Source organism: Bartonella sp. AP3QHHD, assembly GCF_042195765.1.
GTDB lineage: Bacteria > Pseudomonadota > Alphaproteobacteria > Rhizobiales > Rhizobiaceae > Bartonella.
This window is the reverse complement of the sequence record NZ_JBHIPC010000080.1, coordinates 1-19,474: the sequence shown is the minus strand read 5'-3', so window position 1 is coordinate 19,474 and position 19,474 is coordinate 1. Positions and strand designations below refer to the sequence as shown.

Below are 19,474 nucleotides of genomic sequence, written 5' to 3'. Positions count from 1 at the left end.
ATTATCTCCAACGTTATTTTGTCTTTTTAGACTGCATCACATTATATTGACAACTGTAAGATGTCCAACAGATACTTTGTGCACAAAAAGTCGAAAATAATGACACTCTATGCTTTGTTAGGAGAGTTTCTTTTGTAGAATACAGCCAAATACTGTTTTTTGGGAAAAAAACTTACAATTCTTATACAGAATTCAAATAATATAATAAAAGAGTTTTGTTTCTTTTTTATTAGATAATATCTTGACTTATAAGGATAATTAGACGCTCTCCACATTGAATGAGAAACTCTAATAGCGTAAGATTTTCTCATTTTAGATCTTTTTATCGTCAATCAATCAAAACGATACTTTTATATATCATAAATAGTTATGAGTGTGTGGATAACAACATTTGAAAAAAGAAATAAAATGCTTTTTATGAAAGCTTTCGATAATTAAAGGCTTTACAATATTAGGGAGTAGGGAAGAAAAATATTGGAAAAAAGTGTGATGATGCCGATTCATAAATGTAAAGATGGTGGTGTACAATAATGAGTTTATCATTATAGCATTCATAGGAGCCGTTGTGAAATGGGCTTGAGAGCATTGAGAAATGTTTCTTTAAAACAGATGTGGGAATTGGCAACGCAAATATATTCCGTTTGGGGCGTTTTGTTCCTTCGTGAGGAATGTGATCTTCATTAAGGAACGCGATAAATAAAAGTGTGAAGCAATGGCAATCTTCATTATAAGATATTGCTGTGGATGCCTTGGAAAATCATAAAGATAAATTAAAAGGAAATGGAAATATAGAAATTTATTTATACCCTTAAAACTTCATATTCTTCCCAGTTTAGGTTGTCTGGTCGTTTCAGGTATAAACAAAACAGAGAATAAATACGCAATTATGTGCGCGTTCCTATTTGGCAATACGACAACTGAAACAGCTTATAAAGCGCTAAATTGTTTTTAGTCTTTGCTTCAAACGTGTTGCACCACTGAAATTAGGTGTTGGTTTACAGGTAATAATAAAAGTACAGGCTTTGTTAGTATGCTGTATTTTACAATAGAAAGCGTTTCTAAGAATTGGAATTATAGAGAGATGGGCGCAGTAAAACATGTTTTAGAAATTTTCCCGTATAGGAGGCGGGAACCTTAATGATGTCTTCAGGGCGTCCAATTGCAACAATTTCACCACCGCGATCTCCACCTTCTGGTCCTAAATCAATAATCCAGTCGGCTGTCTTTATAACATCAAGGTTATGTTCAATGACTATAACTGTGTTGCCTTGCTCGACTAGTTCGTGAAGCACTTCAAGAAGTTTGGAAATATCATGAAAATGTAAACCTGTTGTCGGTTCATCCAAAATATAGAGTGTACGTCCCGTTGTTTTACGAGAAAGTTCTTTCGCAAGTTTTACACGTTGTGCTTCCCCACCAGAAAGTGTGGTTGCTTGCTGTCCTACTTTTATGTAACCCAATCCTACTTTAATGAGAGTTTCCATTTTATTATGAATAGCGGGAATAGCTTGGAAAAATTCCTCTGCCTTTTCAATTGTCATATCCAAAATATCGGCTATAGACTGTCCTTTGAATTTTATTTCTAGTGTTTCTCGGTTATAGCGTTTTCCTTTACAGACATCGCAAGTAACATAGACATCAGGTAAAAAGTGCATTTCAATTTTGATGACTCCATCACCTTGACATGCTTCGCAACGTCCTCCTTTAACATTAAATGAAAAACGCCCAGCTTTGTAACCGCGGGCTTTTGATTCTGGAAGATCGGCAAACCACTCACGAATCGGTGTAAAAGCGCCTGTATAGGTTGCGGGATTAGAGCGTGGGGTGCGTCCAATAGGGGACTGGTTGATATCGATGACTTTATCAAGAAATTCTAATCCTTCAATTTTGTCATAGCTGGCAGGAGTATGATGAGAGCCCATGATATGATGTGATGCTGCTTTGAAAAGCGTTTCAATAAGAAATGTTGATTTTCCTCCTCCAGAAACACCAGTTATGCATGTGAAGGTTCCAAGAGGAATATTCGCATTGATATTTTTGAGGTTATTGCCTTTGGCGCCGATGATTTTAAGTATTTTCGTTTTTGATATTTTGCGTCGCTCTGTCGGCATTTTAACAGCCATTTTTCCTGAAAGGTATTGGCCTGTGAGAGAGGCTGAATTTTCTATAATTTCCTGCGGTGTCCCTTGCGCTATGATTTCTCCACCATGAACGCCCGCGGCAGGCCCCATATCGACAACATGATCCGCTGTGAGAATAGCATCTTCATCATGTTCAACAACAATAACTGTATTGCCAAGATTGCGCAAATGGCGCAGCATTTCCAACAGGCGTTCGTTATCGCGTTGGTGTAAACCGATAGATGGTTCATCTAAAATATAAAGAACGCCTGTAAGACCAGAACCAATTTGGGATGCCAACCGAATGCGTTGGCTTTCTCCACCTGAAAGCGTTCCTGAATTTCGAGACAAGGTAAGATATTCCAATCCTACATGATTTAAAAAAGCCAAACGTTCACGAATTTCTTTTAAAATACGTACGGCGATATTACGTTGTTTTTCTGTGAGATATTGATGAACATTGGCAAACCAATCATCTGCTTTTAGAATAGAAAGATCTGATATTTGCCCAATATGCATTCCGTTGATTTTTACAGCAAGTGCCTCTGGTTTTAAACGATAACCGTGACAAGCTGGGCAGGGCGAAGAAGACATATAACGTTCGATTTCTTCTCGAGACCAAGCAGAATCAGTTTCTTTCCAGCGTCTCTCCATATTAGGGATGATTCCTTCAAAAGGTTGGGTCGTTTTATGCGAACCAGAATTATTTTTATAGATAAAAGAAATTTCATCTCTTTTTGTACCGTAGAGAATAGCCTGTTGTGCTTCATTAGAGAGTTCACACCATTGATCTGTGAGTTTGAAACCGTAAGCTTTTCCTAATGCTTCTAGGGTTTGGCTATAATAAAGTGAATCCGATTTAGCCCAAGGAGCAATGGCGCCATTTTTGAGGGTAAGATTTTTATTGGGCACAATTTTCAGTGGATCCATTGCTTTTTTGATGCCCAGTCCATCGCAGAGAGGACAGGCGCCAAAAGGATTATTAAACGAAAAAAGGCGTGGTTCAATTTCAGGAATAGAAAAACCCGATACAGGGCAGGAAAACTTTTCTGAAAAAATGAGCCGTTTGTGTGTATTATTTTTCGACTTATGAGCAGATTCCTTTGTCGTTTCTTTTTGTGCTAAGGGTTGGTCTGCCATTTCAGCAATGGCAAGCCCATTTGCTAGCTGTAAACAGGTTTCTATACTATCAGCCAAGCGAGAGGTGATATCCTTCTGTACAACAATGCGGTCTACCACGACATCGATGTCGTGTTTATATTTTTTATCAAGAGGTGGAATATCAGCGATTTCATAGAATTTTCCATCAACTTTAGCGCGTTGAAATCCTCTTTTTAAAAGTTCTGTTAGCTCTTTTTTATATTCTCCCTTTCGTCCTCGCACCAAAGGGGCCATAATAAAAATTCGCGTTCCTTCTGGTAAGGACATAATTTGATCCACCATTTGGCTTACTGTCTGGCTTTCAATAGGAAGTCCTGTCACAGGAGAATGAGGAATACCAATACGTGCAAAGAGAAGACGCATGTAATCGTGGATTTCAGTAACGGTACCTACCGTTGAACGAGGATTGCGACTGGTTGTTTTTTGTTCAATGGAGATAGCTGGAGAGAGACCGTCTATACGGTCGACATCAGGTTTTTGCATGACTTCCAAAAATTGGCGTGCATAGGCTGAAAGGCTTTCGACATAGCGACGCTGTCCTTCAGCGTAAATTGTATCAAACGCTAAGGATGATTTCCCTGATCCAGAAAGTCCTGTTATAACAATGAGTTTATCACGAGGAAGATCGAGATCAATATTTTTAAGGTTATGCTCACGTGCACCGCGAATGGAGATATATTTTTGATGAGTCATACTTTATCCTTGGCATATGTGGCAAAAATTGAGCACCTAAAATGGAATAAAACTGTTTTTTTAGAATTACAATGTGTTTAACTGCTTTAATGCTAAAGGAAGGTATAAGTTTTGTGAAAAGAAAAATACAAATGAGCAGCTTTTTATTCTCTTGTGGTGGAATAAACTATGCGTCTTTATCATCTTTTGTTATAATTACACGGATACAATATTGGGAAAGGATAGCAATATCCATATTGAAGGTCAATTGCAGACATGTAAATTGAAGATCGAGATGGTTATAACTGTTATAAAACAGAGTATTTTACGAATTAAAATTTTGGAGTTTATGCGATGGCTGGTAGCCTTAATAAAGTTATTCTGATTGGTAATCTTGGTGCGGATCCTGAAATCCGCCGTTTGAATTCTGGTGACCAAGTGGCAAATTTACGTATTGCTACTTCAGAAAGTTGGCGTGATAGGAATACAAATGAGCGAAAAGAACGCACTGAGTGGCATAATATTGTTATTTTTAATGAAAACCTTGTCAAAGTTGCAGAGCAATATTTAAAAAAAGGCAGCAAAATTTACATTGAGGGGCAGTTACAGACAAGAAAATGGCAAGATCAAAATGGAAATGACCGTTATACAACAGAGGTTGTTTTGCAAAAGTACCGTGGCGAATTACAAATGCTTGATGGGCGGGGAGCCGCGGGCGGGGAGCAAGGAGCAAGTCAAGGGGGGAGTTATAGTGGTGGCTTTGCCGATAGTAACTCAAATCAGAGAAATACGTTTGGTCAAAATAATAATCAATTGGGAGAAAATTTTTCACACAAATTAGATGATGACGTACCTTTTTAAGAGTCTTTATTTGTCGTATTACGATTACTTTATGATTTGTTTGTTTCAGATTTTTGAAGTTTAGCGAAGTGAAAATTGTTGATTATTATTGGTAATTTTAACATAAATTAATAACATATTGAAAAATATTGTTAAATGACTTTTTGTCATGGGGGAGAAATTAGCATTTTGGTGTATTTTTCGATATAAATAAAGTGAAATGATTCTTTTTTGAAAGTTTTAAAATTGTGACCGATCTTACTCCACACCCAGAACGTGATGTGCTAACAGGTATTGAACCAATCAGTATTATTGATGAAATGCAACGCTCCTATCTCGATTATGCGATGAGCGTGATTGTTTCACGTGCACTCCCTGATGTTCGTGATGGTCTTAAGCCTGTTCATCGACGTATCCTTTATGCTATGAATGAGATGGGGCTTTCTTTTAATAAGTCATATCGTAAATCTGCTGGTGTTGTTGGTGAGGTTATGGGGAAATTCCATCCCCATGGTGATGCTTCAATTTATGATGCTTTAGTGCGTATGGCGCAGGACTTTTCTTTAAGAAATCCATTGATTGATGGTCAGGGAAATTTTGGTTCCGTTGATGGTGATCCACCCGCGGCTATGCGCTATACTGAGTGTCGTTTAGAAAAAGTTTCAGAAGAACTTTTAGCTGATATTGATAAAGATACTGTTGATTTTCAGGATAATTACGATGGGCGTGAGCGTGAACCGGTTGTCTTGCCAGCGCGTTTTCCCAATCTTTTGGTTAATGGGTCAGGGGGGATTGCTGTGGGAATGGCAACCAATATTCCTCCCCATAATCTTGGTGAAGTCGTTGATGGTTGTATCGCTTTGATTGATAATCCCGATATCACACTCGATAAAATAATTGAAATTATTCCTGGTCCGGATTTTCCTACAGGGGGTATTATCCTTGGCCACTCTGGTGTTCGTGCAGCTTATGAAACAGGGCGTGGCTCAATCATTATGCGTGCTAAAGTTGAGATCGAAGAAATTCGCAGTGGTCGACAAGCAATTATTGTGAGTGAGATCCCTTATCAAGTTAATAAGGCAACAATGATTGAGAAAATGGCTGAATTGGTGCGCGATAAACGCATTGAGGGAATCTCTGATTTGCGTGACGAATCTGATCGTGATGGATATCGCGTTGTTATTGAGCTGAAGAAAGATGTTGTTGCGGAAGTTGTTTTAAACCAATTATATCGGTATACGCCGCTACAAACTTCCTTTGGTTGTAATATGGTTGCTTTGAATGGGGGAAAACCCGAACAGATGACGTTGCTTGATATGCTTCGTGCATTTGTTTCTTTTCGGGAAGAAGTTGTCAGTCGGCGAACAAAATATCTTTTGCGTAAAGCGCGTGAGCGAGCACATGTTTTGGTTGGTCTTGCCCTTGCTGTTGCCAATATTGATGAAATTATAGCGCTTATTCGCAAAGCTCCTGATCCGCAGACAGCACGTGCACAGTTAATGGAGCGACGCTGGCCAGCAATGGATGTCGCGCCTTTGATTAAACTTATTGATGATCCTCGTCATATTATTCATGAGGATGGTACTTATAATCTCTCTGAAGAACAGGCGCGTGCTATTTTAGAATTGCGTTTGCAACGATTGACAGCCCTTGGGCGTGATGAAATCGCTGATGAATTGAATAAAATTGGTGTGGATATTGCTGACTATCTTGAGATCTTGGCATCACGTGTACGCATTATGTGTATTGTTAAGGATGAGTTGAGTGCTCTTCGTGAGGAATTTGCAACGCCGCGACGTACCGTATTTGGTTTTGGTAGCGCTGAGATGGAGAGTGAAGATCTGATCGCATCAGAGGATATGGTGGTAACGGTAAGCCATAGTGGCTATATTAAGCGTGTGCCTCTTAATACCTATCGTGCACAGCGACGTGGTGGTAAGGGGCGTTCTGGTATGTCCACGAAGGATGAGGATTTTGTAACGCGGTTGTTTGTTGCCAATACGCATACTCCGGTTCTTTTCTTTTCATCACGTGGGATTGTTTATAAGGAAAAAGTTTGGCGACTGCCGCTGGGGACACCCCAATCGCGTGGGCGGGCTTTGATCAATATGCTTCCCTTACAACAAGGTGAGCGTATTACAACGATTATGCCTTTGCCTGAAGATGAAGCGAGCTGGAGTGCATTAGATATTATGTTCGCGACAACACGTGGAACTGTGCGTCGTAATAAATTATCAGATTTCGTTCAGGTTAATCGTAATGGTAAAATTGCGATGAAACTTGATGAAGAAGATGAAATTCTTTCTGTTGAAACCTGTACAGAACATGATGATGTTGTTCTAACAACAGCCAATGGACAATGTATCCGTTTTCCAGTTGTTGATGTTCGGGTCTTTGCTGGGCGTAATTCTGTGGGAGTTCGTGGTATCAATTTAGCTAAAGGCGATAAAGTCATTTCGATGACAATTTTAGAGCATGTCGAGGCGACGTCCATTGAGCGTTCTGCTTATATTAAACGTGTAATGAATGAACGGCGTGCTTCTGGTACAGATGCTGATATTGAAGATATTATAACTCTTGATGAGGAAGATGGGGGTGCTGAAACAGAGTTAACAGATGAACGTTATGCAGAACTTCATGCACGTGAACAAATGCTTTTGACGGTGAGTGAGTTTGGTTATGGTAAACGCTCTTCTTCCTATGAGTTCCGGATTTCGGGACGTGGCGGAAAAGGGATTCGCGCAACAGATCCATCTAAAACAGCTGAAATTGGTAAATTAGTAGCGGCTTTTCCGGTGAAGGCGCAAGATCAAATTATGTTGGTATCAGATGGGGGGCAGCTTATTCGTGTCCCTATTGAGGGAATTCGTACTGCTGGGCGCTCAACTAAGGGCGTTACGATTTTTAATACAGCTGAAGGTGAAAGAGTCGTGTCGGTTGAACGTATTTCTGAACCTGAAGATGATACGAGTTCATTAGATGATGAAAGTGTGAAGCATTCTGATACGATTGATATGAGCGAAGAAAAATAATTTTGAAGAGGAAGGAGTAAAATCATGAAAATTGCTCTTTACGCAGGTTCATTTGATCCTCTTACAAATGGTCATCTTGATGTTTTGAAAGGGTGTTTTGTGTTAGCTGATAAGGTGGTCGTCGCTATAGGGATACAGGCTGACAAAAAAACACTCTTTAGCTTCGAAGAGCGTGTTGATTTCATTACGCAGGTCGGGAAGGACTTATTTGGTGCAGATTCTAATCGATTGCAGGTTCTTTCATTTAGTAACCTTCTCATTGAAAAGGCGCGTGAAGTTGGTGCTTCATTTCTCGTTCGTGGATTGCGTGATGGTACTGATCTTGATTATGAAATGCAAATGGCAGGGATGAATGGCATTCTAGCTCCTGAATTGCAAACTGTTTTTTTGCCGGCAAGTGTTTCTGGGCGTGCGATAACTTCTACATTGGTACGCCAAATTGCCTCTATGGGAGGTGATGTGACACCATTTGTACCGCCCAATGTTGCACAAGCTTTAAGCTCGAAATACCAATCTTTTAAGGGAGAATAAGTGTGTTTCGTAGAATTTTTGCTGTTTTGATATGTTTTTTTTCATTGTCTGCTGTCGCTGGTAATCCTAGCCCAGCAAATGATGCAAGCCTTCTTGTTTTATCTCTCAAAGATGGTGATGTTATTATTCGTCTGCGTCCTGATTTGGCGCCAAAACATGTTGCGCAAATCAAAAGATTAACAGAGGAGGGGGCCTATAATAATGTTGTTTTTCATCGTGTAATTTCTAATTTCATGGCGCAAACTGGTGATGTAGAATTTGGAAAAAAAGGCAGTAGAGATTTTGATCTGAAACGCGTTGGTATGGGTGGCTCAAATTATCCTAATATACCGGCAGAGTTTTCAAAACAGTCATTTAAGCGTGGTACAGTTGGGATGGCACGATCACAAGATCCGGATTCCGCGAATTCTCAATTCTTCATTTGTTTTGATGATGCTGCTTTTTTAAACGGTCAGTATACGGTTGTTGGAGAGGTTATAAAGGGGATGGATGTTGTTGATAAAATAAAAAAAGGTACGACAAGTAATAATGGATCTGTAAAAAATCCTGATGTTATTAATGCTGCTACTTTACAAGTTGAGAAATGAATCAAGGGAGCTTTCCATATGGCTGAGAATAAAAATCCAGAGAATACTTTAATTCTTGAAACAACAAAGGGCAGAGTTGTTATTGAGCTTTTTGCTGATTTAGCACCTTGTCATGTTGCACGTATTAAAGAACTGGTACGTGAAGGTGCTTATGATAATGTTATTTTCCATCGCGTTATTGATGGTTTTATGGCGCAAACAGGGGATGTGCAATTTGGAAAGAAGGATAGTGATAAATTCGATTTATCACGTGCTGGTATGGGGGGGGCAGAAAAACCAAATTTAACAGCAGAGTTTTCAAATCTTTCTCATAAGCGTGGTACAGTTTCTATGGCACGGAGTCAGAATCCAAATTCTGCTAACTCTCAGTTTTTTATTTGTTTTGCAGATGCTCCGTGGCTTGATCGTCAATATTCCATATGGGGGCAGGTTGTTGAAGGTATGGAAAATGTTGATAAAATTAAACGTGGTGAACCTGTTGCAGATCCAGATTCAATTACCAAAGCCATTATTGCTGCGGATGTAGAATAGTATAAACTATACTGATTTTAATTATAAGTTTCTAAGAAAAAATACTCTTTTCTGATCAATAAAGGCACACGAAACTCTTTTGTAGTATCACGCTTACCTTTTATAATTTCGAGCTAAGCATTGTCCATATATTTTCTTCAATTGGATCTTCCTGAAGAATATAACGCAAAGGATTTGTACAAATACCTGTCAGAATAAGAAAACGCAAAGTCTATTGTATTATGGTTGTTGTTTGGCAAAGTGTTTTATAAAAAATTCGGCATTTCTCTTCAATCCATTGCCGCTCTTAATGGTTTTATGATGTTACTTTCCTAAGAGAGCGTGTGCTTTTGTTTCTGCTCGTAAATCAACATTCAATCCTAATGCAGAAGCATATTTGAAACACATATTAAGACGGATAAGAGCTTTACTAGCTCATCCAGTTTTCCTAGTAAGGTGGAAAACCAGCATTTATATATTATCGTAATCTTTAAAATAAGAATTAATCTTAGAAGAATATAATAAAGGCGCAGAAGTGAAACAAATGGCTAGTCTTGCCATCTCCTTTTTAATGCAGCTTTACTTTTTTAAAAGTATCTAATGCAATATCTTTTAAATAATGAAGATTATGCATGGACTTACGCTTTTATTTTTCTCGTTTTTTAATAGAGGAACGCTCCAAATGGAATATACTTAATGTTGCACATTTACGTGTTTTTTAAGAAGCATTTCTCAGTACATATCAACATTCACTTCCATAATGACGTTCGTGGCGTGTATAGTTTTAAAGCTATAAATCTATTATGCACCACCATCTTTAAAGCTTGTGAAGGAGCAAGAGGGGGACATCATACGCTTTTTCAGCCTCTAATGTTACGATAGAGCTTTTGATATTTGAGAATCTTTACAAAAAGCATTTTTAGTTTTTTTAAGTGTTTTTACACGTTAATTCCTTTTGTGAATTATCTCAAGTGCCAAGAGCTATCTCAATATTGTAAGGGGATAAATGATTATGCTCATTTGCGCTTTTATTAAGCGTGGGGATCGCCGTGCTCAGCAGATGAAAAATTTTTATCTGTAAAAGTAAACAATATTGTAGGCTGTACAATGCGTTCAGAATTTTCTTCTATGCGTACAAAGTTATTGCTTATGGAAGTATGTTAAGATGAGATTATTGTGATAATAATTTTGTAGTTCTATTAAGGCTTTAGTGCGTTAAGCGTAGGTATTTTGAGGTATGATATTATAAGGATTTTACTATTTTTCTGGAGCTAGATTATTACTTTTATTATGGTGATTTCTTAACAAGAAATGTTCTTTTATCTCGTTTAATTTTTTATGCTGGTTACAATATTGAGCGAATCAAAAATTAATTCATAAAGCTTATGACAATGCTCGTAAGGGGATATCTTTTTTCTTTCTATAGAGATATGCAGTGATGGAATCAAAAAGACGAGAGTTATGATAAAGACATTTCATTATAGAAAAATTGCTCAAGATGGGTATGCACGTCGAGGCGAAATTATAACGGGGCGAGGATGTGTTCGTACACCTGCATTTATGCCTGTTGGAACGGCAGGAACCGTTAAGGCTATGTATATGGATCAGATACGTGATCTTGGTGCAGATATCATTTTAGGGAATACTTATCATTTAATGTTACGTCCAGGAGCTGAACGTGTTGCGCGTTTGGGAGGATTACATGAATTTTCACGCTGGAGCGGACCTATTTTAACCGATTCTGGTGGCTTTCAGGTTATGTCATTGGCGGGAATCCGTAAAATTACTGAACAAGGTGTGATTTTTCGCTCTTACATTAATGGAGCTTACTATGAAATGAGTCCAGAGCGTTCTATCGAAATTCAAGAACTTCTTGGTGCAGATATCCAGATGCAGTTGGATCAATGTATTGCGTTACCTGCAACTGAAAAAGAAATGGAAAAAGCTATGGAACTTTCATTGCGGTGGGCGCAGCGTTGTAAAACAGCTTTTGGAGATCAGCCCAATAAAGCATTGTTTGGTATTGTTCAAGGTGGTGATAATATGAAACTACGTGAACGTTCTGCTCAAGCATTAAAAGAAATGGATTTAAAAGGTTACGCTATTGGAGGGCTTGCTGTTGGTGAGCCGCAGAGTGTTATGACAGCAGTATTGGATACTACTTGTCCGATTTTACCAGAGGATAAACCACGCTATCTTATGGGGGTAGGGACACCTGATGATATTTTACAAAGTGTTGCTCGTGGTGTTGATATGTTTGATTGTGTTATGCCGACGCGTGCAGGACGTCATGGTTTAGCTTTTACCCGCTTTGGTAGAATTAATTTGCGTAATGCGCGTTATGCAGAAGATCCACATCCTCTTGATCCGCAGTCACTTTGTCCAGCAGCACATGATTATAGTTGTGCTTATTTGCATCATTTGATTAAATCTGGTGAATCTCTTGGGGGGATGTTGTTGACTTGGAATAATCTTTTTTATTATCAACAACTGATGCAGGGAATTCGTGATGCCATTGAAGAAGGCTGTTATGCTGATTTTTGCGCTGAAACGCGCGCTCTATGGGCACAAGGACGCTAAAATATTAATCGTAATATAGCGTTTCATTTTTTTATTGAATTTATTCTTGCATTTACAAATTTAGCTAAAAATATGAAATTAGAAACACCTTCCAAAATTATAAATTCCACTATCCTAAGATATAGAAGTGCGGTTTTATAGGGCATATATTCTTTTTCTAATTACTATATAAAACAGAAACTGTTACTCCGGTACGCGCTACCTGATCCGGAGAAAAACAGTTTATTTCTGTTTCTGATGACTGTTTAAAGCAACAATGTTAATGAGGCGTTAGCGAACTCTTAAAGAAGTATGAAAATTTTATTTTTATGAGATAATTTGTGTTTTTTATTACTAAAGGTAAAGAATAGGTTATATACAATCGAATAGATAAATTTTTAGAAAATTAAAAGAAAACTAAAATAAGATTACAACATTTTAAATATTATAATTATATATTTTATGTCATAAAAAATTAAATATTAATCACGATAATTAGCACATTTATAAAATATCGATGAATATATTGAGATAAAAATTATTATATTTGTTTTATGCTCTGTTTATAGAATTTATCTGAAAATAAGTACAATATATTTACGTGAATATTTTAATTTAAAGATAATGAGTTAGATATCTGATGCGATTCCTCTGTTAGAGGAGGGAGGGGTAAAGATGCCTAAAAGAGGATATTTAATAAATCTAGAAACCAAGTACTATTATCATGAGAATTTTTAAAAGAATCTATAATAATTTATAAGAATGGCGTAAAGTTGAAATTATAGCTTATCGATTTGGAGGATCTGCATTCAGGTAGCAAAAACAAAGAAACAATAAGTTTTGGAGAAGTTTAATCCTTATATCAAGATAATAATGAGATGTGGTTCACTTGTTTGAAGTGCATTATTCGACAAATTTTAGAATTATTTATAGGGTATAGTATATAGTTGCAAAAAAAGGTTTCACTGTAAAATTGGAACTGCTGAAAATAGGAGACAAAGTTTATTATTTGGCAGATCTGATAAAAATAGGTGAATACGTTTATAACCTTGAGGGTTTCAAAGATTTTCCATTAAAGAATCTTACCTAAAGCTTCATAAAATGCTTTATATATCAAAATATTTCTAAAACTTCATTGGGGACTATTGGGCATGCGTATAACAATGTTTTGAATTTTTGTTTGTGTGTATTACAGATATCTACAGTTAAAACTCCTATCCAGAAGTGATGATATGAGGGATTCTTATAAACAAAAGGTTCTTGCATTGGAAATTGATTCGAGAATACGGCGTTTAATAATTTTAGCTCTTGCCGTGGGGAGTTTTGCTATTGGTACTGCAGAGTTTGTTGCAATGGGGCTACTGCCAGAGATAGCACGAAGTTCATATGTTGATATTCCTACCGCTGGTCAATATATTTCTGCTTATGCATTAGGAGTTGTGATTGGAGCACCTCTTTTAGCTGTGGCAACAGCTCAGGTATCACGCAAAACTGTTTTGATAGGATTGATGCTTTTTTATGCTTTAGCAAATATTGCTAGTGCCTTTGTTTCTGATTTTAGCATATTAGTAGTATTACGCTTTCTCAGTGGACTTCCCCATGGAATCTATTTTGGACTTGCGGCTATGGTTGCCTCTTCAATGGTAGAAATGAAAGAACGTTCTAAAGCTGTTGGATATGTTATGCTTGGCTTAACAATTGCAACCGTTTTGGGAGCACCCAGTGCTACTTGGATTGGTCAACTTATTGGTTGGCAGATTGCTTTTGTCCTTGTGGGTATGATTGCTTTATTATGTTGTTTGCTTATTTGGAATTTTTTACCTTGTGATTTAAGTTTTCCAAAAACGAATCCTTTGCACGAAATGGGTGCATTAAAGCAAAAGCAGGTGTGGCTTCTTTTGTTGATGGTTTCGGTGGGAGCGTCAGGATTATTTTCTGTTTTCACTTATATCAAGCCAACGTTAATGCATATTTCTGGTGTTTCACTTGAGTTGGTACCATTTATCATGCCGTTAGTTGGATTGGGTATGGTGGTAGGAAATCTCTTGGGGCCTAAATTGGCCGTTAAAATTGGTATTTCGCCGATGATATTTTTTTCTATGCTTTGGAGCGTATTTGTTTTTTTTCTTTTTTTCTTTTTATCTTATGCTCCGTTAACAGCGGCAATAGGATGCTTTTTTGTTGGAACTTCTTTTGCTGCTATGCCTTCTATACAAACAAAAATTATGGATGTTGCACTACAGGGACAGATTTTGGCAGGAGCATTAATGCAGTCTGCTTTTAATATTGCTAATGCTCTTGGTGCAGAATCTGGAGCATTAGTTTTAAAATTGGGCTATAGTTATGAATATACAGCTATTTTAGGAAGTGTTCTAACTTTGTGTGGATTAGTGATTTTTTGCGTCTCATGGTATATGGAAAAGCATGCTTAATACTTTCATTTTTTTAATGAAGAAGGTATTTTTATGTTTATTTAATTATTGGAATGTCCTGTTGGATTTTTTAATATGCAGTAAGAAATGCGCAGCGCTAATGGAATAGCAAAACACAATAAAAAACCAATGAGCACTATAAGAAGAGTTTTTGCTGCTAAGATCATTCCTATTGTTCCTCCAGGATTAAAGAGACCGGCAAGATTGGTTATCACTCCGGCTAGAGTTGCACTCAATGCAGCTGAAAATAGTTGTACGGAGGTAAGGGATTCACTGGCACGTAGAGCATCTTCATCATTTGTACATTGCAAGATCCGTGTGAGCAAATGTGGCCATGCTATGCCCGCACTGATTCCAATAGAAAATAGTGCTAAGCAAATAATAAAAATATATTCGAGTGTGGAAACTTCTGTTGGGATGAGCCATAAAAGAATCGCTATGCCTAACAGTTTAAATAGGGGCGAGTATATAATGATGTTGCGAATTTTTTTTGTGGAGACAGCAGCACTTGAGAGGGCTCCACATGTCCACCCTAGGCTCATAAGTGCTGCTATATAACCGGCTATAAGGGGAGCTTGTCCATGAAGCTCTTGAAGAAAAAGTGGTAAATAAAGTTCTATACTGTACACGACTGTTGTCATCACGAGTATTAATGCGTAAACGGGAAAAATTTCAGAAGAGAAAGAAAAGGATTTGCGCGGCAACATAGGATGAAAGCTATATGATTCGATTTTTGCTAGAACAAAGAGAAGACTAAGTCCGATAACTAATCCGCAAATTTTTGCCATTGTTGTGTCCATAGCTCCTCCAACAGAAATGATAAAAATCAATAAGGTGAGTATGAAAAGTTGGAGAAGAGGGAGGGGGGATGTTGGAACATAGTTTTCATTCTTTTTTGGTAAAAATTTAAAGGCGATGAGTGAGAAAAATATAGCTAATACGCCAATGACCAAAAAGGATGCTCGCCATAGGCCATAATATACAGAAAGCCCCCCGATTGCTGGTCCTAACAAGGTTGATATTCCCCACATTCCAGAGATAATACTTAATGCATGTGACCATAAAGATGGGCTGAAAACAATCCGTACCATGGAATAGGATAGGGATAACAAAGAACCACTTCCAAATCCTTGAATAAAGCGTCCTATTAAAAACAATGGCATAGATGAAGAAATGCTGCACATAAAAGTGCCTAGGGTGAAGATAAGTCCAGAAATAACATACGCATTGCGAGGACCTAATTTCCCTAATATTTTTGTTGCAAGTGAAGTACCCACGAGTGAAGCTGTAATAAAGACAGTAGCTACCCAAGAATAATATATTTCACTCCCAATATGATTCATAAGAGAGGGTAAAATAGTAATAACAATATAAACGTTGGTGGCGTGTAACACAACTCCACCTGTAAACGTTAAAAAGCAAAGACCATTTTTACCCAATAAAAGCGCAGACCAGCCCTGTTTTTTCACTGTTTTTTGCTATTTAATAAAAATTTATCCTATTTTTACTTATAAGGTACTTCTTTGAATTTGCCAAGAGAAATTCAAAGCTCTGTTTAGAGCTTTGAATTTTAATTTAAGTAATAACTTAATTGCCCATTGCTTTTTTGAGATTCTCATCAATTTTTTCGAGGAAACCTGTTGTAGAAAGCCATTTCTGTTTAGGCCCAATCAAAAGTGCGAGATCTTTAGTCATAAAACCCTCTTCGACGGTTTTAATACAAACTTCTTCCAATGTCGCGGAAAAGCTTTTTAATTTCTCATTGTTATCTAGTTTAGCACGGTGTGCCAGTCCACGCGTCCATGCGAAAATAGATGCAATAGAATTTGTTGATGTTTCTTCGCCTCTTTGATGCTGACGGTAATGGCGTGTTACGGTGCCGTGTGCTGCCTCTGCTTCAACAATTTTACCATCTGGTGTCATAAGAACAGAAGTCATGAGACCGAGAGAACCAAAGCCTTGGGCAACAATATCAGATTGAACATCACCATCATAGTTTTTACATGCCCATACATAGCCTCCTGACCATTTAATTGTAGAAGCAACCATATCATCAATGAGGCGGTGTTCGTAATATAATTTACGATTTTCAAATTCAGTTTTAAATTCCGTATCAAATATTTCTTGAAAGATATCTTTAAAACGACCATCGTAAGTTTTTAGAATGGTATTTTTTGTTGAAAGATAAACTGGGACATTCCTTTGTAGTCCATAATTAAAGGATGCTTGAGCAAAATCACGAATTGACTCATCAAGGTTATACATAGCCATAGCAACCCCTGCGCTTGGGGCATCAAAAACATCATGTTCAATAACTTGATTGTCATCACCTACAAATTTAATACTTAATTTCCCTTTTCCTGGAAATTTAAAATCTGTTGCCTTGTACTGATCACCAAAAGCGTGACGTCCAATAATAATTGGCTTTGTCCAGTTAGGAACAAGGCGAGGGACATTTTTACAGATAATGGGTTCGCGAAAAATGACTCCTCCTAAAATATTGCGGATTGTGCCATTAGGTGATTTCCACATTTTTTTTAGGTTAAATTCTTTAACGCGTGCCTCATCAGGTGTGATGGTTGCACATTTTATACCAACCCCATATTTTTTGATAGCATTGGCAGAATCGATAGTGACCTGATCATTGGTTGCATCACGATTTTCGACGGAAAGATCATAATATTTGAGATCAATGTTGAGATAGGGATGGATTAATTTATCTTTGATATATTTCCAGATGATACGGGTCATCTCATCCCCATCAAGTTCAACAACGGGGTTTTCTACTTTGATCTTTGCCATTAGAAGTCCTTTTTTTTAAGCGATACTACTTTATAGCACTTTCAAGTTTATAATGAAAAGTAAAAATAAGGGAAAAAAGCACTCAAATATGATCTTTTAGAATCTATGATCAATAGAGTGTAAATTTTGTTGGAGGGTTTAATTTTTGAAAAGAAGTGATGTGTTTGCAAATCTATAATTATTCTATGATTGATGAAGAATCTGTTTAATAGATAAGGTAGTTAGATCACTGGGGGTCAAGGATTATGCATTTTTATTATCAGAGTTTCCATTTAATAAGTTGATTGTATTCTAAATTATAGTTTCTTGATTTGTTGTGTTAGGTGAATAAGAATCTATTTTTATATCGCATTTCAATTCTAAGATTACGGTCTGTTTGTTTATAGAAAAGTTTAATGTGAAAAGGCACCGTAATTAAAAATGCTTCATATAAGATGTGTTTTGGGGTGAATTTTAGTTTTGAAGGTTGGAAGAAACGTATAAATGATGTGGCTGGTTTTAATTTAAAAATTAACGGTATACGCAAGAATATGGCTTATAAACTCACCGGATCACGAGCTAGAACCTTCTAATTTTTATATTTTATCGATTTTTATTGTTATTAACTTTGCGCAGTAAAACACTATCTTCGAAATGCAACAAAGAAATCAATTATCTAATGATTCTTGTATCTTTTTTACGAAGAGATCCCTTTAAAAATCTTATTCCCTCGTTTTTATTTATGCATTCCTCATTTTTAAGAATACGAATAAAATGAATGTATTACACATAGAAAAAAGAATTATGGTACGCCCAAGGGGCGGGTATAGAGTAAATAAAATCAAAGAATTATATAGAATATAAGGGAATTAATGAATTTTGATTCTATTACGTTTTTTTGTCTCTGCCCCTAACTTTTTTGGAGCTTTTTTATAGCTTCAAGAGCTAGTCTTTTACGATCTGCACTCTTTGTATAAAGGGATGCCATCTGATCTTCTGTCCAGCCAAAAATTGCTTTCAATTGTGATACTGTTGCTCCAGAATTAGCTGCACGTGTTGCGGCTAATTTTCTTAATCCATGCGCCGATTTTTTAATTCCAGCAGCATTACAAGCGTCTCTAAATCCATTCCCAAAGCTTTCTTTGGTGAATTTTTGATTCACTTTACTACAGATAAATGTTTCTTCTCCAATAGGACCAGTTTCAAGCGTTTTAGCTAATTCCGGTAAAATGGGAAGAAAAACATCTGTTTGGAATTTACTTTTCTCTGTTTTGAGATGAATAATATTGTCTTTGACATCTTTCCAGCCAATGCGTACCGCATCACCACGACGCAAGCCCGTATATAAAAGAACATCAATCCAGACACGTTCATGGGTACCATGATGCCATTTGTGATAATATTTCTCAACATCTTCTTCTGTCCAAACAGGAAATCCCTCTTTGTTTTTGAGGGGGGGTCTTTTTATTCCTAAAGCTGGATTATTTTCCAAAAGACCTTGATCAATCGCCCAATTAAAAAGTCCATTAAGGGCTTTCAGAAAATTTCTAGCCATTGCTGGTGTTTCTTTACGCCGTTCAACACCGGCTATGATATGTTTCTTTTCAATTGCTTGGTATGGAATGTTTCCTATGGTATCACATACCTTCATAAGAATGAGTTCTTTTTGTTTTTGGGTGACTTTAGAAAGGCTATGCCAATTGGAGCTGTTAAAATACTGTTTAAGGAGCCATGCGAATGAACCTTCGACTAGCTTACCAGTTTTTGATTTAGGAAGTATAAGCCCTTGTAACTCGGCAAGTGCGCTTTTGTAGTTATCAACAAACTCTTGCGTTCCATAGGTGCCGCGTATTCTAATACGTGGTCCATGACCAATACGTACATACCATATAATTTTACCATGACGTGTGACTTCTTTGACAAGATGAGGAGGACGTGGTTTAGGCATGGTATTTTACATCTTAGAGAGTGCGGTTTCGTAATATTCATTCTTTGACAAATCTAAAAGTTTGTCTGGGTGGCTAACTGAATTTGGTATTGGAATATCGGATTTAAGATAGATAAGCAGTTCACCAGTAGGTTTGATTTCTATGAGTTCGCATTTTTGCTTTTTTGCTTCTCTTAAAGCTCGTGCAATGTCTGCTTGCGTTATGATAGCTTTACGAGGTGCCATATCTTTTCTCCTTACATTGAGATGCAATTCACGTGTGGCGTGAATCACGCATTACTTGAAAGTGTTAAGAAGGGTG

12 protein-coding genes are annotated in these 19,474 nt (G+C 37.2%); 7 read left to right on the top strand and 5 right to left on the bottom strand.

Features of this window, described 5'->3' with window-relative positions:
- Positions 1-1,058: 1,058 nt before the first annotated feature.
- The gene (gene uvrA / locus ACFIL7_RS04710; RefSeq protein WP_375643017.1) at positions 1,059-3,974 is read right to left on the bottom strand and encodes an excinuclease ABC subunit UvrA; all 2,916 of its coding nucleotides are present in this window, start codon (positions 3,972-3,974) and stop codon (positions 1,059-1,061) included.
- Positions 3,975-4,307: 333 nt separating this feature from the next.
- On the opposite strand from uvrA, the gene ssb reads away from it, so the two are divergent.
- From ssb to ACFIL7_RS04675, 7 genes are all read left to right on the top strand, one after another.
- The gene (gene ssb, locus ACFIL7_RS04705) at positions 4,308-4,814 is read left to right on the top strand and encodes a single-stranded DNA-binding protein (RefSeq protein WP_375633841.1); all 507 of its coding nucleotides are present in this window, start codon (positions 4,308-4,310) and stop codon (positions 4,812-4,814) included.
- 227 nt (positions 4,815-5,041) lie between these two features.
- A complete protein-coding gene (gene gyrA, locus ACFIL7_RS04700) occupies positions 5,042-7,825 on the top strand; it encodes a DNA gyrase subunit A (protein ID WP_375636823.1) in 2,784 nt (927 codons plus the stop codon).
- A gap of 24 nt (positions 7,826-7,849) precedes the next feature.
- Positions 7,850-8,356, top strand: a complete 507-nt coding sequence (coaD, locus tag ACFIL7_RS04695) for a pantetheine-phosphate adenylyltransferase (protein ID WP_375633839.1) — start codon at positions 7,850-7,852, stop codon at positions 8,354-8,356.
- A 2-nt stretch (positions 8,357-8,358) separates the two neighbouring features.
- Positions 8,359-8,943: a peptidylprolyl isomerase gene (locus tag ACFIL7_RS04690; RefSeq protein ID WP_375683404.1), complete on the top strand. Its 585-nt coding sequence runs from the start codon at positions 8,359-8,361 to the stop codon at positions 8,941-8,943.
- Between the two features lie 18 nt (positions 8,944-8,961).
- Positions 8,962-9,474 (top strand): peptidylprolyl isomerase, encoded by a 513-nt coding sequence (locus ACFIL7_RS04685; RefSeq protein ID WP_375617764.1) that lies wholly within the window; start codon positions 8,962-8,964, stop codon positions 9,472-9,474.
- 1,440 nt (positions 9,475-10,914) lie between these two features.
- Complete coding sequence (tgt, locus tag ACFIL7_RS04680) at positions 10,915-12,033, top strand: tRNA guanosine(34) transglycosylase Tgt (RefSeq protein WP_375634460.1); 1,119 nt, start codon at positions 10,915-10,917, stop codon at positions 12,031-12,033.
- Positions 12,034-13,244: 1,211 nt separating this feature from the next.
- Positions 13,245-14,444 (top strand): MFS transporter, encoded by a 1,200-nt coding sequence (locus ACFIL7_RS04675; RefSeq protein ID WP_375634461.1) that lies wholly within the window; start codon positions 13,245-13,247, stop codon positions 14,442-14,444.
- A gap of 41 nt (positions 14,445-14,485) precedes the next feature.
- Here ACFIL7_RS04675 and ACFIL7_RS04670 read toward each other — a convergent pair whose 3' ends face one another.
- The 4 genes from ACFIL7_RS04670 to ACFIL7_RS04655 form a co-directional block, all read right to left on the bottom strand.
- Positions 14,486-15,913 carry an MFS transporter gene (locus tag ACFIL7_RS04670; protein WP_375634462.1) on the bottom strand — a complete coding sequence of 476 codons (1,428 nt, stop codon included), beginning with the start codon at positions 15,911-15,913 and terminating at the stop codon, positions 14,486-14,488.
- A gap of 118 nt (positions 15,914-16,031) precedes the next feature.
- Entirely contained in the window at positions 16,032-17,246 is a 1,215-nt protein-coding gene (locus ACFIL7_RS04665; RefSeq protein ID WP_375683403.1) for an NADP-dependent isocitrate dehydrogenase, read from the bottom strand.
- A gap of 889 nt (positions 17,247-18,135) precedes the next feature.
- Positions 18,136-19,173, bottom strand: a complete 1,038-nt coding sequence (locus tag ACFIL7_RS04660) for a tyrosine-type recombinase/integrase (RefSeq protein WP_375683402.1) — start codon at positions 19,171-19,173, stop codon at positions 18,136-18,138.
- Positions 19,174-19,179: 6 nt separating this feature from the next.
- Positions 19,180-19,398, bottom strand: coding sequence for a hypothetical protein (locus tag ACFIL7_RS04655; RefSeq protein ID WP_375683401.1), 219 nt, complete (start codon positions 19,396-19,398; stop codon positions 19,180-19,182).
- Between the last annotated feature and the right edge of the window lie 76 nt (positions 19,399-19,474).